The sequence below is a fragment of the Streptomyces thermodiastaticus genome, assembly GCF_014656135.1.
GTDB lineage: Bacteria > Actinomycetota > Actinomycetes > Streptomycetales > Streptomycetaceae > Streptomyces > Streptomyces thermodiastaticus.
This window is the reverse complement of sequence record NZ_BNBV01000044.1, coordinates 1-15295: the sequence shown is the minus strand read 5'-3', so window position 1 is coordinate 15295 and position 15295 is coordinate 1. Positions and strand designations below refer to the sequence as shown.

The 15295-nt window shown below is 71.5% G+C and carries 12 protein-coding genes; 1 reads left to right on the top strand and 11 read right to left on the bottom strand.

Features of this window, described 5'->3' with window-relative positions:
• Positions 1-4: 4 nt before the first annotated feature.
• The 11 genes from IE286_RS25695 to IE286_RS25645 form a co-directional block, all read right to left on the bottom strand.
• Positions 5-1774: an IucA/IucC family protein gene (locus IE286_RS25695; protein WP_189799158.1), complete on the bottom strand. Its 1770-nt coding sequence runs from the start codon at positions 1772-1774 to the stop codon at positions 5-7.
• Complete coding sequence (locus IE286_RS25690; RefSeq protein WP_189799157.1) at positions 1771-2301, bottom strand: GNAT family N-acetyltransferase; 531 nt, start codon at positions 2299-2301, stop codon at positions 1771-1773. The genes IE286_RS25695 and IE286_RS25690 overlap by 4 nt, the downstream gene beginning before the upstream one ends.
• Positions 2298-3581, bottom strand: coding sequence for a lysine N(6)-hydroxylase/L-ornithine N(5)-oxygenase family protein (locus tag IE286_RS25685; protein WP_189799156.1), 1284 nt, complete (start codon positions 3579-3581; stop codon positions 2298-2300). Before IE286_RS25685 ends, IE286_RS25690 begins: the two co-directional genes overlap by 4 nt.
• Positions 3565-5007, bottom strand: a complete 1443-nt coding sequence (locus IE286_RS25680) for a pyridoxal phosphate-dependent decarboxylase family protein (RefSeq protein WP_189799155.1) — start codon at positions 5005-5007, stop codon at positions 3565-3567. Before IE286_RS25680 ends, IE286_RS25685 begins: the two co-directional genes overlap by 17 nt.
• A 150-nt stretch (positions 5008-5157) precedes the next feature.
• Positions 5158-6024 (bottom strand): siderophore-interacting protein, encoded by an 867-nt coding sequence (locus IE286_RS25675; RefSeq protein WP_189799154.1) that lies wholly within the window; start codon positions 6022-6024, stop codon positions 5158-5160.
• A gap of 45 nt (positions 6025-6069) precedes the next feature.
• Complete coding sequence (locus IE286_RS25670; RefSeq protein WP_189799153.1) at positions 6070-7107, bottom strand: ABC transporter substrate-binding protein; 1038 nt, start codon at positions 7105-7107, stop codon at positions 6070-6072.
• A gap of 205 nt (positions 7108-7312) precedes the next feature.
• Positions 7313-8452, bottom strand: a complete 1140-nt coding sequence (locus IE286_RS25665) for a PLP-dependent lyase/thiolase (protein WP_189799152.1) — start codon at positions 8450-8452, stop codon at positions 7313-7315.
• Between the two features lie 175 nt (positions 8453-8627).
• Positions 8628-9788: an acyl-CoA dehydrogenase family protein gene (locus IE286_RS25660; protein ID WP_189799151.1), complete on the bottom strand. Its 1161-nt coding sequence runs from the start codon at positions 9786-9788 to the stop codon at positions 8628-8630.
• A 6-nt stretch (positions 9789-9794) separates the two neighbouring features.
• Positions 9795-10760, bottom strand: a complete 966-nt coding sequence (locus tag IE286_RS25655) for a hydroxymethylglutaryl-CoA lyase (protein WP_189799150.1) — start codon at positions 10758-10760, stop codon at positions 9795-9797.
• Positions 10757-12691 (bottom strand): acetyl/propionyl/methylcrotonyl-CoA carboxylase subunit alpha, encoded by a 1935-nt coding sequence (locus IE286_RS25650; RefSeq protein WP_189799149.1) that lies wholly within the window; start codon positions 12689-12691, stop codon positions 10757-10759. Before IE286_RS25650 ends, IE286_RS25655 begins: the two co-directional genes overlap by 4 nt.
• Positions 12692-12705: 14 nt before the next feature.
• Positions 12706-14358: a carboxyl transferase domain-containing protein gene (locus tag IE286_RS25645; protein WP_229863733.1), complete on the bottom strand. Its 1653-nt coding sequence runs from the start codon at positions 14356-14358 to the stop codon at positions 12706-12708.
• Positions 14359-14470: 112 nt separating this feature from the next.
• Here IE286_RS25645 and IE286_RS25640 point away from each other — a divergent pair, with 112 nt between their 5' ends.
• A complete protein-coding gene (locus tag IE286_RS25640) occupies positions 14471-15091 on the top strand; it encodes an SACE_7040 family transcriptional regulator (RefSeq protein WP_189799148.1) in 621 nt (206 codons plus the stop codon).
• Positions 15092-15295: the final 204 nt, after the last annotated feature.

The window sequence follows — 15295 nt, the reverse complement described above, 5'->3', positions numbered from 1 at the left end:
GCTCCTACAGACCCGCGATGGGGTTGCGGAGGGTGCCCACCAGCTGCAGCGCGCCGACGGGGTCCGCCAGGTCCACCATCTGCCGGTTGTCGCGCAGCTGCAGCCGGTTCAGGCAGGACAACGCGAACTTTGGCGCGAACATGTCGTACCGGCGGAAGCGGTCGGCGAGCCGCGGGTTGGCCTCCTGGTACTCCCGGGTGACCTCGGCGACCGTGCGCCAGAAGTCCTCCTCGGCCAGCACACCCTCGGCCGCGAGCTGCGCGGCGAGAAAGCGGAAGAAGCAGTCGAAGACGTCGGTGAAGAGCGACAGCAGCCGCATGTCCTCCGGGACGTCGGCCTTGATCCGCGCGACCTCGGGCGGCAGCTCGGTGTCCGGGTCCATCACCACGATCTCCTCGGCGATGTCCTTGTAGACCGCCCGGCGCACCACCCCGTCCCGCAGCACCAGGATGGTGTTCTCGCCGTGCGGCATGAACACCAGGCCGTAGGCGTAGAAGCTGTGCAGCAGCGGCGTGTAGTAGGCCCGCAGATAGTGGCGCAGCCACTCGGCGGGGGCCAGGCCGGAGCGTGCGATCAGCGCGGCCGCGAAACCGTGGCCCTCGTGGTCCACGTGCAGCAGCGAGGCCATCGTCGCCGGCTGCTCGCCCTCCTGGAGGGACGGAACCGGGCTTTCCCGCCACAGCGCGGCGAGCATCTTGCGGTACGGCGAGTACCGGTCGGTGGCCCTCTCGTACTCCAGGTGCCGGTAGCCCACGGCCGCCCGCTCCCGCAGGATGGTCAGACCCGTGGACTTCAGCACCGGGTCGTTCTCGATCAGCCCGGCCAGCCAGTCGTTGATGGCGGGGGTGGCCTCCATGTAGGCGGCCGACAGACCGCGCATGAAACCCATGTTGAGCACCGACAGGGCGGTTTTGACGTAGTGCTTCTCGGGATGCGAGGTGTTGAAGAAGGTCCGTATGGACTGCTGAGCCTGGTAGTCGTCCTCGCTCTCGCCGAGGACCACGAGGTTCTTGCGGGCCACCTCGGCGGCGAAGGTGACGGTCAGTTTGGTGCGCCACTGCCAGGGGTGGACCGGGAGGAACAGGTAGTCGTCCGGGTCCAGGCCCTGCTCGCGCAGCACGCCCCGGAAGCGGGCGACGGTCTCCTCGCCCAGCTCCTGCCGCAGGAAGGAGTCGTACTCGAGGCCGGCGCCGGCCGTGAACGCCGCCCGCGAGCGGTGCGCGGCCAGCCACACCAGTTTGACGGTGTGCGCGGTCTCCGGGGCGTACGCCAGGTAATCCTCGATGCCGAAGCCCAGCCGGCCGTTGTTCGCGACGAAGCAGGGGTGCCCCTCGGTCATGCCGGTCTCGATGTCCTGGAAACCGCGCTCGGCCAGCTCGGCGGAGGTCACCCGCGGCTTGGTCAGCTTGTAGCAGGTGCTGGCCAGGGTGGAGGAGATCTCCTCCAGGTACACCGGCAGGATGTCCTGGCTCAGGCCGAGGCTGTCCTGGAACTCCAGGAAGAACTCCAGGGCGTCCAGCGGCAGCTCGGCGCCGTCGCGCAGGCGGGTGACGGAGGCGGCGTCCACCTGCCAGTGGTCCAGGGCGCGGCGGGCGGCGGTGAACCGGTAGCGGGTCAGGCCGTCGTCGCTGCGGACGGCCCAGCCGTCGCCGTCCGGTTCGGGGGTGAGCAGGCGCTCGTGCGAGAACTCGGCGAGCGCTTTGCGGATCAGCATCCGGTTGGCCCGCTCCCAGTGCTCGGGGTGCAGGTGGGCCACGGTGTCGGCGAGGCTCATGCGGCCACCCCCGTCGCGGCGGTGAACTGCTCGCGGGTGCAGAAACTCAGCAAGGCTTTCTTCTCCGGCTTCTGGATCTCCCGGTCGGGGACGAATCCGACGGCGGCGTTGAGGGCGTGCACGGCGGTGTTGCGCACGTCCGGTTCGACGACGACCCGGCGCACCTCGGGGTCCTCGAAGAGGCGGGTCATGACCGCGGTGATCACGGCCCGGGTGAAGCCGTGCTCCGGCCGGTCGGCGGGCGGGGTGAGGAAGTGCATGCCGATGTCGCCGGGCTGTGCCTCGTACAGCCCGGCCAGCTCGCGGTGGGCCGGGTCGTAGTGCTCCATCAGGAAGGCCGGCTCGCCGTCGCGCAGCCCCAGCTCGGCGTGGTGGTGCTCGTCCGCGGCGATCTGCGCGTAGGCCCGCTCGACGTCCTCCTGCGTGGCGTCCTGCATCATCCAGAAGACCGCCTTGGGATGGGTGACCCAGGAGTGCAGCAGCGCGGCGTCCCCCGCCGGATCGACGGGGCGGAAGGTGAAGGTCATACGGAGAACTCCTGGAAGGCGATGGTCTTCTCGACCGGGTAGTACTCCCTGCCGAGCAGTTCGCGGATGATGCAGCTGTTGCGGTAGGGGCCCATGCCCAGGTCGGGGCTGGTGACGCTGTGGGCGTGGACTCCGCCGTTCTGCAGGAACACCCCCCGGCCGGTGACGTCGACGGCGTAGTTGCGGCCGATGTCGAAGTTGCCGCGGGAGTCGTAGCGCAGCCGGTGCCGCACCGGCGCCAGGAATTCCGGTTCGTTGTAGCGGTAACCGGTGGCCAGGATCAGGCCCTCCGAGCGCAGCTGGAAGCCGGTGCCCTGTTCCTCCTGGCGGAAGGTGAGGGTGTAGACGCCGTCCTCGTGGACGGCCCCGGTCAGGGCGGAGTTGGTCAGCAGCCGGGTGGGGACCGGGCCGGCGAGGTTCTTCTGGTACAGCAGGTCGAAGATCTCGTCGATCAGCGCGCTGTCGATGCCCTTGAACAGGCCCTTCTGCTGCTCGGTGAGGCGGTAGCGGGTGTCCTCCGGCAGGGCGTGGAAGTAGTCGATGTAGTCCGGGGAGGTCATCTCCAGCGTCAGCTTGGTGTACTCCAGCGGGAAGAACCGCGGGGAGCGGGTCACCCAGTTCAGCTGGTAGCCGTGGACGTCGATCTCGCCGAGCAGGTCCCGGTAGATCTCGGCGGCGGACTGGCCGCTGCCCACCAGGGTGATCGACTTCTTGCGCCGCAGGGCCTCGCGGTGCTCCAGGTAACGGGAGGTGTGCAGGACGTCGCCGCCCAGGTCCCGGCAGGCCTCCGGGATGTGGGGCTGGGTGCCGGTGCCGAGCACCAGATGGCGGGCCCGGTAGGTGTCCCCGGTGTCCGTCCGCACCTGGTACAGCTCGTCGGACTCGTCGTACGTCACCTCGGTGACGGTGGTGCCGAAGCGGATGCTGCCGAGCTTGTGCGCCGCCCAGCGGCAGTAGTCGTCGTACTCCACGCGCAGCGGGTAGAAGTTCTCCCGGATGTAGAAGGAGTACAGACGGCCCTTCTCCTTCAGGTAGTTGAGGAAGGAGTACGGCGAGGTCGGGTCGGCCAGGGTCACCAGGTCCGACATGAACGGCGTCTGCAGGTGGGCGCCGTCGAGGAACATGCCGGAGTGCCACGAGAAGTCGGGCCTGGACTCCAGGAAGACGCCGCTCAGTTCGGCGATCGGCTCGGTGAGGCAGGCCAGGCCGAGGTTGAAGGGGCCGAGCCCGATCCCCACGAAGTCGTACGGAGCGGTCGGGTCCTCAGGACGCGCGGTCAAGTGAATCTCCCAGGTACTGCTCGGCGTGGCCGGCGATCAGGTCGAGCACGGCGGCGATGTCGTCCACCGTGGTCTCGGGGTTGAGCAGGGTGAACTTCAGGTAGTGGCGGCCCGCGACCTTGGTCCCGGCGACGATCGCGTCACCGGAGGCGAACAGGGCCTTGCGGGCGTACAGGTTGGCGTGGTCGATGCGGGACGGGTCGGTGACCGTGCGCGGGATGCAACGGAAGACCAGCGTCGACAGCGCGGGTTCGACGACCACGTCGAAGCGCGGGTCGGTGGCGAGCAGCCGGAAGCCCTCCTGGGCGAGGTCGCACACCTCGTCGAAGAGGCGCCCCACGCCCTCGGCGCCCATCACGCGCAGCGTCATCCACAGTTTCAGGGCGTCGAACCGGCGCGTGGTCTGCAGGGACTTGTCGACCTGGTTGGGGATGCGCTCGGCGGCGGCCCGTCGGGGGTTGAGGTAGTCGGCGTGGTAGGTGGCGTGCCGCAGCGTCGCCGCGTCCCGGACCAGCACGGCGGAGGAACTGACCGGCTGGAAGAAGGACTTGTGGTAGTCGACGGTGACCGAGTCGGCGTGCTCGATGCCGTCCAGCAGGTGGCGCCGGGTGGGGGAGACGAGCAGTCCGCAGCCGTAGGCGGCGTCCACGTGCATCCAGGTGCCGTGCTCGGCGCACAGCTCGGCGATCTCGGGCAGCGGGTCGATGGAACCGAAGTCGGTGGTGCCCGCGGTGGCGACGACGGCCATGGGGATCAGGCCGTCCGCGCGGCACGCGCGCAGCTCCTGCGCCAGGGCGACGGTCCGCATCCGCTGGTCCCGGTCGACCGGGAGCGCCACCACCGCCTCGGGCGGCAGCCCGAGCAGCCGGGCCGACTTCTGCACGCTGAAGTGGCTGGCCTGCGAGGTGAAGACGCGCAGTTTCGCCGCGCTGTCGCTCTTGGCCTCCTCCCGGGCCAGCAGCAGCGCCTGGAGGTTGGACTGGGTGCCGCCCGAGGTGAACACGCCGTCGGCGGCGGGGCCGAGACCGACACGGGCGGCTGTCCAGTCGATGAGTTTGCGTTCGATGAGGGTGCCGCCGGCGGACTGGTCCCAGGTGTCCAGGGAGGAGTTGACGGCGGACAGCACGGCCTCGCCGAGCACCGCCGGTATCACCACAGGGCAGTTGAGGTGGGCCAGGTAGCGGGGGTGGTGGAAGTAGACGGCGTCGCGCAGGTAGACGTCCTGCAGCTCGTCGAGGGCCGCCGTGGTGTCGTGCAGTGGGCGGTCCAGGTCGATCCGGTCGATGCGGGGGGCGAGGGCGTCGACCGTGACGCCGGTGAACGGCTTCTCGGTCCGGGCGAGTTGGGCGGCCACCCGCTCCACTCCTTCGGTCACCGCGCGGCGGTACCGCTCCGCGGTGAGGTCATTGAGCAGGTGAGAGCGCATGGGGGGTCCTCCGGGGTGTGGGGACGGTCCGTGACGGGGGCGAACCGGCGGAGTTCGCGCAACATCAACTTAGGTTAGCCTAACCTAACTATGGAGCAGCGGGGGTCTCCCCTCCGTGAAAGGCGTCACGCCGCAGGGGCCGCGGGTCCCTCACGCCTGGGTGCGCAGCTGTTCCTCGGTCAGCCCGAGCCGCCAGTAGCCGACGAAGGTGACACGGCGCCTGTCGATCCCGCGCTCGCCGACGAGATGCCGGCGCAGCCGCTTGACCCGGCCGGACTCGCCCGCGAGCCAGACATAGGGACGGGCGGAGGGCGGCAGGACGGTCTCGCTCAGCGGGCCGAGGGCCATGGGGGTGTCCGGCGCGAGGGCCGCGTCCCGGACCAGCCAGGTGATCTCGGCGTCGGCGCGGGTGGAGACGTCCTGGATGTCACCGGCGTGCGGCACCTCCAGCCAGGCGCGCACCCGGGTGCCGGCGGGCAGGGACTCCAGGATCGCGGTGGCCGCCGGCACGGCGGTCTCGTCCCCCCACAGCACCACCAGGCCGGTGTCCTCGGGCGGGCGGAAGCGGATCGCCCGGTTGTCCGCGACCGCCGGGCCGAGCAGCAGCACGCGGTCGCCGGCCGCGGCGCGGGCGGCCCAGCGGGACGCCGGGCCGGCCAGACCGGTGGTGCCGGGGCCGATGCCGTGCAGGACGAAGTCGATGTCGATCTCGACGGTGTCGCCGAGGGCGTCGCGGCGCAGCGCGCGCAGGGTGTAGGAACGCATCACCGCCCGCATGTCGTCGGGCAGTTCCCGCCAGGCGTGCCACCAGCCGTCGCCGTGTTCCAGCGGGACGACGGGCTCGCTCTGGCCGGGGTGCGGCAGGAACAGCGACAGGGACTGGTCGCGCCCGTGGGAGCGCAGTGCATGCAGATCGGGCCCGGTGAAGGTGATGCGGACCAGCGACGGGCCGAGCCGCCTCGTTCGCCGGACCTGGAGGGAGAAGAATCGGAACGGGGCGGCTACGGCCGTCGTCATGGCTGCTCCTGAGTGTGCGTCAGGGGGCGGGATGACACGCGGGGATCAGGAGACCTTCTTCGCGGTCTCGATGGCCTTGGCGAGGTTCTCCAGCAGCGGGGCGCACTTGTCCCAGGAGAGGATCGGCTCGGTGGTGCGCGGGATGACCTGGCCGGCCTTGACCGCGGGCAGGTTCTTCCAGGTGGCCTGGGTGATGTCGGCCGGCTGGATGGCCGAGGAACGGTCGTCCATCATGATGATGTCCGCCGGATACTTGTCGGCGTTCTCCCAGCTCAGGGACTCGTACCAGCCGCCGCCCTGCTTCTTGGCGCTCTCCGGGGGCTCGACGAGGTTCACACCGAGGGCCTTGAAGTACTCCAGGTCGATGGAGAGGTTGCTGCCGGAGACGTAGAACAGGTCCTGGCTGGCGGAGGCGGCCATCACCTTGATGCCGGGCTTGGCCTTGGCGGCGGCGCGCAGCCGGGCGGCCGCGTCCTCGAACCGCTTCTTGGCCTGCCTGACCTTGTCGGTGCTCACGTCCGCACCGAGCGACTCGGCCAGCGCCTGCATCCGCTGCAGCGGCTCGGGCAGCTGCCGGTCGTAGACGGAGATGCCGACGGTGGGGGCGCCCACCTGCAGGATCTTCTTCGCCGACTCCTGCGGGACGTACCACAGGGTGCCGGCGTCGTCGAACATGGTGGAGATGAGCACGTCGGGCGCGAGGGCCGCGTACTTCTCGATGCTGAACTGGCCGTAGTCGTTGCCGATGACGGTCACCTTGCCGACGGGCAGGTCGCCGGCCTGCACATCGGGCTTGCCGCCCTTGGTGATCGTCGGCCCGAACACGCCCTTGGCCTGGATGCCGTAGTCGTACAGCGCGGCGGCCACGCCGACGAACGCGACGATGGTCGACGGGACCTTGTCGGCCTTCGCGACCTGACCGCGGTCGTCCTTGAAGGACCAGGCCCCGGACGTGGCCGTCGTCGTGCCGCCGTTTTTCGCGTCGCCGTCACCGCAGGCCGCGAGCGCGGCGCCGAGGCCGAGGGCGCCGCCCGCGGCGAGCAGGCCGCGGCGGGTGAGAACAGTGGCACGGGCGTTGGACATGGGTATGACTGCTTTCGAACGGGGCGGAGTGCCCGCCCGCTGGACAGGTCGAAAGGTAGGTTAGCCTAACCTCATTGCTTGTCCAGAGGGCGGCCCGCGCATCGTCCGGATCAGCCGCCGCGACGGTATGTCAGCCCGCGACGAAGGGCCGGGGCCGGCCCGCGCGCGGGAGCGCCGGGACGCGGTCACAGACCCTGGACCACGGTCACAGACCTTTGAAGAAATGGGACGTCGCCACCAGCACGGTGACGGAGCCGTCGCGGATGGTGCCGTTCTCCCGCAGTGACGTCAGCGCGGCGAACACGGTGGTGCTGCTCCGCTCCCACACGTGCCCGCGGCGGCACAGCGAGCGGTAGTACGCATCGGCGGTGGCGTCCGGCACCACAATGGCCGTCCCGCCGGACAAGGCCACCGCCCGGTGCGCCTGCACGGTGGTGCTGTCACCCGCGATGGAGTACAGGCGCCCGTGATCGCCGGGGAACCGGTCGGTGACGGCCGCACCGCCCAGCACGGCGGACAGCCGGGGGAACGGCTCCACGAGATGCAGTCTCGGCACGGGCCGGCCGGACACCTGGTGCAGGTCCCGGAAGCCCAGGTAGATGCCCCACGCCAGATCCCCTCGGCTCGACGGGACGACGACGTGGTCGACGTCCCCCGGCACCTGTTCGGCGATCTCCCAGGCGATGGGCTTGTAGCCCTCGATGCCCAGGGGGTGACTGCCGACGACGGGATCGGTGATGTTCGACACCGTCAGTGTCTCCGGGTCGTCCGCGAGGTCGCGGACGACCCGTATGCGGTCACGGTCGTCGTCGAAGGTCCTCAGGTCGGCACCGAGATCGGTGAACAGCCGGCGTGTCGCCTCCGGCAGCCACGAGAACGCCGCGACGGTGCAGCGCAGGCCGGCCGTCGCCGCATGGGCGGCCACGGCCAGACCCGCGTTCCCCGACGAGCCGACAGCGACCGCTTGGTAGCCCGCCGCCTGCGCGTGCGCCGTCACCAGGGCCGCGAAACGGTCCTTGTGCGACCCGGTCCGGTGGACCGCCTCGTTCTTGACGTACACGTTCGGCTCCCAGGGCAGGAGTGGCGTGGGGCCCTGGCCGGAGTCCGGGATGCCGCGGTAGGGGAGGCGCTCCGCGAGGGGAGCGGTCTCGGCGTAGCGGCAGAACACGTTGGAGTTGCGGCCCGCCGAGTCACAGGCGGGACAGCCGCGGGGCAGGTCGGTCACCGGGTGGAGGGCCCCGCACTGGACGCACTCCAGCCCGAGCAGGGCCCAAGAGCGTTCCGCCGCGTCCCGGCCGGCGCTCTCGTCAGGGACTGCACCCGGCCGTTCGGTCGTGGGGGACACGCGTGAACCTCCTCAGTTCCGCTGGAAGAACGCGGCGGCGCGGCCGTGCGACGGGCCGGAGCCGTCGGCCGAGGGGGAAGGCCGCCGCTGCGACGTGCTGCCGCCCGGCCGAGACCTCGACGAGCGGGAGCGGGTCCGGGGCGACGCCGTTCGCCCCGGAGCCCGCAGCTGTCTGTCAGCTCGTCAGCCCCAGCTCGCGCGCGATCAGCATGCGCTGGACCTCGCTCGTGCCCTCCCCGATCTCCAGGATCTTGGCGTCGCGCCACATCCGGGCCACCGGGTACTCGTTCATGAAGCCGTAGCCGCCGTGGATCTGCGTGGCCTCGCGCGCGTTGTCCACCGCGACCGTGGAGGAGTGCAGCTTGGCCAGCGCCGCCTCCTTCTTGAACGGCTCGCCCGCCAGCATCCGGTAGGCCGCGTCCCGCCAGGCCAGCCGGGCGGTGTGGGCCCGCAGCTCCATGTCGGCGATCTTGAACTGGATCGCCTGGTTGGCGCCGATCGGCCGGCCGAAGGCGTGCCGCTGTTGGGCGTACTTCACCGACTCGTCCACACAGCCCTGCGCCAGGCCTGTCGCCAGCGCCGCGATCGCGATACGGCCCTCGTCCAGGATCCGCAGGAACTGCGCGTACCCGCGGCCCTCCTCGCCCAGCAGGTTCTCCGCCGGCACCCGCACGTCCTGGAAGGACAGCTCACGGGTGTCCGAGGCGCACCAGCCGACCTTGGAGTAGGCGGGCGCGACCGTGAAGCCGGGCGTGCCGGACGGGACGATGATCGCCGAGATGAGCGGCTTGCCATCGGGCTTGCGGCCCGTCACCGCGGTCACCGTCACCAGGCCCGTGATGTCCGTGCCGGAGTTGGTGATGAAGCACTTGGTGCCGTTGATCACCCATTCCCCGGTCTTCTCGTCCCGGCGGGCCGTGGTGCGGGTGGCGCCCGCGTCCGAGCCGCCGTCCGGCTCGGTCAGGCCGAACGCGCCCAGGATCTCGCCCGCGCACAGCTTGGGCAGCCACTGCCGCTTCTGCTCCTCGGTGCCGAACAGATGGATCGGCATGGCGCCCAGCGACACCCCGGCCTCCAGGGTGATGGCCACCGAGGAATCCACCCGCGCCAGCTCCTCCAGCGCGATGCCCAGCGCCAGATAGTCGCCGCCCATCCCGCCGTACTCCTCCGGGAACGGCAGGCCGAACAGCCCCATGCGGCCCATCTCGCGGACGATCTCGTACGGGAACTCGTGCCGCTCGTAGAAGTCACCGATCTTGGGCGCCACGACGTCGTGCGCGAACTCCTCCACCGTGCGGCGGAGTTCCTCCAGCTCGGGGGTGAGACGGTGGTTCATGCTCGATCACTGCTCCTTGTGGGAGAGGGCGCGCAGGGTGCGCGAGGGACTGGGACGGCCCAGCTGCCCGGCCATCCACGCGCTGGTGGCGACGAGACGGTCCAGGTCGACCCCGGTGTCGATGCCGAGGCCGCGCAGCATCCACACGAGGTCTTCGGTGGCGAGGTTGCCGGTGGCGGATTTCGCGTACGGGCAGCCGCCGAGGCCGCCCGCGGAGGCGTCCACGGTGGTGACGCCGTGCTGGAGCGCGGCCAGGGTGTTGGCGAGGGCCTGGCCGTAGGTGTCGTGGAAGTGCACGCCGAGGGAGCCGGTGGGCACCCCGGCCTCGTTCAGCGCGGTCAGCAGCCGGCCCACATGGCCGGGGGTGGCGACGCCGATGGTGTCGCCGAGGCTCAGTTCGTCGCAGCCCATGTCCCGCAGCGCCCGGCACACCCGGACCACCTGCTCGACGGCAACCTGCCCCTCCCAGGGGTCGCCGAAGCACATGGAAAGGTAGCCGCGCACGTGCGCGCCCGCGTCCTTGGCCTGCCGCACCACGGGCTCGAACATGGCCAGGGCCTCGTCCACCGTCCGGTTCAGATTGGCCTTCGCGAAGGACTCGGTGGCGCTGGCGAACACGGCGACGCGGGTGGCGTCCAGCGCCAGCGCCCGCTCGAGCCCGCGCGTGTTCGGCACCAGCACGGGCAGATCCACCGGCAGGTCGCGCACCTGGGGAAAAAGCTGCTCGGCGTCGGCCAGTTGGGGGACCCAGCGGGGGTGGACGAAGCTGGTCGCCTCGATCGTCGTCAGGCCCGCGTCGGCCAGGCGGCGGATGAACTCCGCCTTCACCTCGGTCGGCACGGTCGCCTTCTCGTTCTGCAGGCCGTCGCGCGGGCCGACCTCGTGGATCCTGACCCGGGCGGGCAGGCCGGGGGCCGGGACGGCCATGGGAAGGCCGAGCGCGAGGGTGCCGCCGTCGCCGGACGTGCTCATGCCGTCTCCTCCTCCGCGGGCTCGATGACCGCCAGGACCTGGTCCATGGCGACCGTGGTGCCGGGTGTGACGTCCAGTTGGGTGACCGTGCCGGCGTGCGGGGCGGAGATGACGTGCTCCATCTTCATCGCCTCCACCACCAGCAGGCTCTGCCCGGCGGTCACCCGGTCGCCGACGGCCGCCTTCACCACTGTCACCGTGCCCGGCATGGGCGCGGTCAGCGAGTCGGCGCCGGAGTGGGCCGCCCGTCGCAGCGACGCGGCCACCGGGTCGTGGTCCCGCACATGCCAGGAATCGCCGTCCCGGCCCAGCCAGTCGCCGGCCCGGTGGAAGGTGTGGCGGACGCCGTCGAGGGTGACGGACACCGTGTCGTCGGTGACGGTGTGGGTGCCGCGCGGGGTGTACTCCACCGGGTCGGTGACGCGCAGGTGGAAGGAGACCGGTCGGGGTTCGCCGCCCAGGCGCCAGCCGGAGGGCACGGAGAACGGGTCGATCCAGCCGCCGTCGGCCTCGACCCGCAGCGCGTCGAGCCGTACGGCCGCGGCGGCCTCGTAGACCTCCTCGGGCACCTCGGCGGGGACCAGCTCGTCCACGACGCGCTCCACCAGCCCGGTGTCCAGCTCGCCCGCCACCACGGCCGGATGGGCCAGCAGCCGGCGCAGGAAACCGGCGTTGGTCTGCACGCCGAGCGTGACCGTCCGGGCCAGGGCGGCACGCAGCTTCCGCAGCGCCGTCGCCCGGTCCGGGCCGTGGGCGACGACCTTCGACAGCATCGGGTCGTACACGCTGCCGACCTCGGTGCCCTCGCTCAGCCCCGAGTCGGTGCGCACCCCGTCGCCCTGCGCCTCGCGCAGCCGCAGCACCGTGCCGCCGGTGGGCAGGAAGCCGCGGGCCGGGTCCTCCGCGCACAGCCGGGCCTCGACCGCGTGCCCGGTGAGGGTGATGTCCTCCTGGGCGAACGGCAGGCGCTCGCCGGCCGCCACCCGCAGCTGCCACTCCACCAGGTCCAGGCCGGTGACCAGTTCGGTGACCGGGTGCTCCACCTGCAGGCGGGTGTTCATCTCCATGAAGCAGTACGCGGACGGATCCCCGCCGGGGACGATGAACTCCACCGTGCCCGCCCCCCGGTAGCCGCAGGAGCGGGCCGCCTGCACCGCGGCCTCGCCCATCGCGGCGCGCGTGGCCTCGTCCAGGAGCACGCTGGGCGCCTCCTCGACGATCTTCTGGTGGCGGCGCTGCAGGGAGCACTCGCGCTCGCCGAGGTGGACGACGTTGCCGTGGCCGTCGGCGAGGATCTGGATCTCGATGTGCCGGGGCGTGTCGATCCAGCGCTCCACCAGAAGGGTGTCGTCGCCGAAGGAGGCGCGGGCCTCGCGGCGTGCGGCGGCGATCTCCTCCGCGAGCCGGTGCTCCTCGCGCACCAGCCGCATGCCCTTGCCGCCGCCGCCCGCGGACGGCTTCAGCAGGACCGGCATCCCGATGGCGCGGGCGGCCTCGGCGAGCTGCTCGTCGCTCAGTCCGGTGCCGCTGGAGCCGGGCACCACCGGTACCCCGGCCGCCCGCACCGTCTCCTTGGCGCGGATCTTGTCGCCCATCAGCTCGATCGCGTCCGCCGGCGGTCCGATGAAGACCAGCCCGGCCGCCTCGCAGGCACGCGCGAAGCCCGCGTTCTCCGCGAGGAAGCCGTAGCCGGGGTGGACGGCCTGGGCGCCGGTGCGGGCGGCGGCCTGCAGGATGCGCTCGGCGGACAGATAGCTCTCGGCCGCGGCCGCCGGACCGATCCGCACCGCCGTGTCGGCCTCGCGCACATGCCGGGCGTCAGCGTCGGCGTCGGAGTACACGGCCACGGACCGCACCCCCAGGGCGCGCAGGGTGCGGATGACCCGGACGGCGATCTCGCCGCGGTTGGCCACCAGAACTGTCTCGAACATCGACGAGGTCCCCCTCACATCCGGAAGACGCCGAACCGGGGTTCACCCAGCGGGGCGTTGGCGCACACGGTCAGGGCCAGGCCCAGCACCTGGCGGGTGTCCAGCGGGTCGATGACCCCGTCGTCCCAGAGCCGGGCGGTGGCGTAGTAGGCATTCCCCTGCCGCTCGTACTGCGCACGGATGGGGGCCTTGAAGGACTCCTCCTCCTCGGCGGACCACTGCTCGCCGCGCGCCTGGAGCTGGTCCCGCTTGACGGTGGCGAGGACGGAGGCGGCCTGCTCGCCGCCCATGACGGAGATCTTGGCGTTCGGCCACATCCACAGAAAGCGGGGGGAGTAGGCGCGGCCGCACATCGAGTAGTTCCCCGCGCCGTACGAGCCGCCGACGACGACCGTCAGCTTCGGCACCCGGGTGCAGGCCACCGCCGTGACCATCTTGGCGCCGTGCTTGGCGATGCCGCCCGCCTCGTAGTCGCGGCCCACCATGAAGCCGGAGATGTTCTGCAGGAACACCAGGGGGATCCCGCGCTGGTCGCACAGCTCGACGAAGTGGGCGCCCTTCTGCGCCGACTCGGAGAACAGGATGCCGTTGTTGGCGACGATCCCGACCGGGTGCCCGTGGATCCGGGCGAACCCGGTGACCAGGGTCTGCCCGAACTCGGACTTGAACTCGGCGAACCGCGAGCCGTCCACCACCCGCGCGATGATCTCCCGCACGTCGTAGGGGATGCGCGGGTCGACGGGCACCGCGCCGTACAGGCCGCGGGGGTCCGCCTTCGGCTCGACGGGCGCGGTGACCTCCCAGGGCGGGGCCGAGCCCGCCGGCAGGGTGGAGACGATGGTGCGCACGATCCGCAGGGCGTGGGCGTCGTCCTCGGCGAGGTGGTCGGTGACGCCGGAGATCCGTGAGTGCACCTCGCCGCCGCCCAGTTCCTCCGCGGTGACGACCTCCCCGGTGGCCGCCTTCACCAGCGGCGGGCCGCCCAGGAAGATCGTGCCCTGGTTGCGCACGATCACGGCCTCGTCGCTCATCGCCGGGACGTACGCCCCGCCGGCCGTGCACGACCCCATCACCGCCGCGATCTGCGGAATGCCGGCGGCCGACATCCGGGCCTGGTTGTAGAAGATCCGCCCGAAGTGCTCGCGGTCGGGGAAGACCTCGTCCTGCATCGGCAGGAAGGCGCCGCCCGAGTCGACGAGGTAGACGCACGGCAGCCGGTTCTCCAGGGCCACCTCCTGCGCGCGCAGGTGCTTCTTCACCGTCATCGGGTAGTACGTCCCGCCCTTGACGGTGGCGTCGTTGGCGACGATCACGCACAGGCGGCCGCTGACCCGCCCGATCCCGGTGATGATCCCGGCGGACGGGGCCTGCCCGTCGTACATGCCGTCGGCGGCCAGCGGAGACAGCTCCAGGAACGGCGAGCCGGGATCGAGCAGCAGGTCCACGCGGTCGCGCGGGAGCAGCTTGCCGCGCGCGGTGTGCCGCGCCCGCGCCTTCTCGCCCCCGCCGAGCCGGGCGGTGGCGAGCTTGGCACGCAGCTCCTCCACGAGGGCCAGGTGGCCCTCCTCGTTGGCCTGCCTGGCCTGGGACGCGGGATCGTCCCCGCCGCCCGGAAGAACGCGCGCGGGGGCTCCCCCCTCGCTCGTCAGCTCCGGTGCCTCGTGCATCGTTGCGGTCCCCTCACCCGTGGCCGGCGGCCGCCGGCCTGACGTGTTAATGAGCGTTAACGCACTCCCTTCAGGTTAACGACCGCTAACGCGGCTGTCTAGAATCGTTCTCATGGTCACGCGAACCGACGCCCCCACCCGCCGCGAGCAGATCCTCAAGGAGGCCGCGCGGCTGTTCGCCGAACGCGGCTTCCACGGCGTCGGGGTCGACGAGATAGGCGCCGCCGTGGGCATCAGCGGGCCCGGCCTGTACCGGCACTTCGCGGGCAAGGACGCGATGCTGGCCGAGCTGCTGGTGGGCATCAGCGGCCGGCTGCTGACGGGGGCGAAGCGACGCGTGGCGGAGGCCGGCGGCACGGCGCGCCCGGAGGCGGTGCTCGACTCGCTCATCGAGGGGCACATCGATTTCGCCCTGGACGACCGCCCCCTGATCACCCTGCACGACCGCGAGCTGGACCGCCTGCGCGACAGCGACCGCAAGCTGGTGCGGCAGCTGCAGCGGCAGTACGTGGAGCTGTGGGTGGAGGTCGTCCGCCAGGTCCACCCCGGCCTGCCCGAGCCCGCCGCCCGGTCCGCCGTCCACTCGGTGTTCGGGTTGCTGAACTCCACGCCGCACCTGGGCCGTCGCGGCTCGCTGCCGGGCCGGGGCGCCACCGCCGAGCTGCTGCACCGGATGGCCAAGGGCGCGTTCGCCGCGGCGGGCGAGGCCGCGGAGACGCTGGCGGTGGGGTGAGCGGGGAGCGAGGGCTCACGAGACCGTGCCCTCGGTTCGGTCCGGGTGAGGCGCCGCCGCTCGGCCGGAGCGGGAAGGGTGCGAGGCTGCGCTGCGCGCCGGCGGCATGGCGGAGCTCTGCCCTCATTGAGCTTTTTCAACGTGGTCACCGATCGGGTGAGGGTATCTGTGTCCGCAACGCACGAGGCCCCCGTGCCGTTGAGG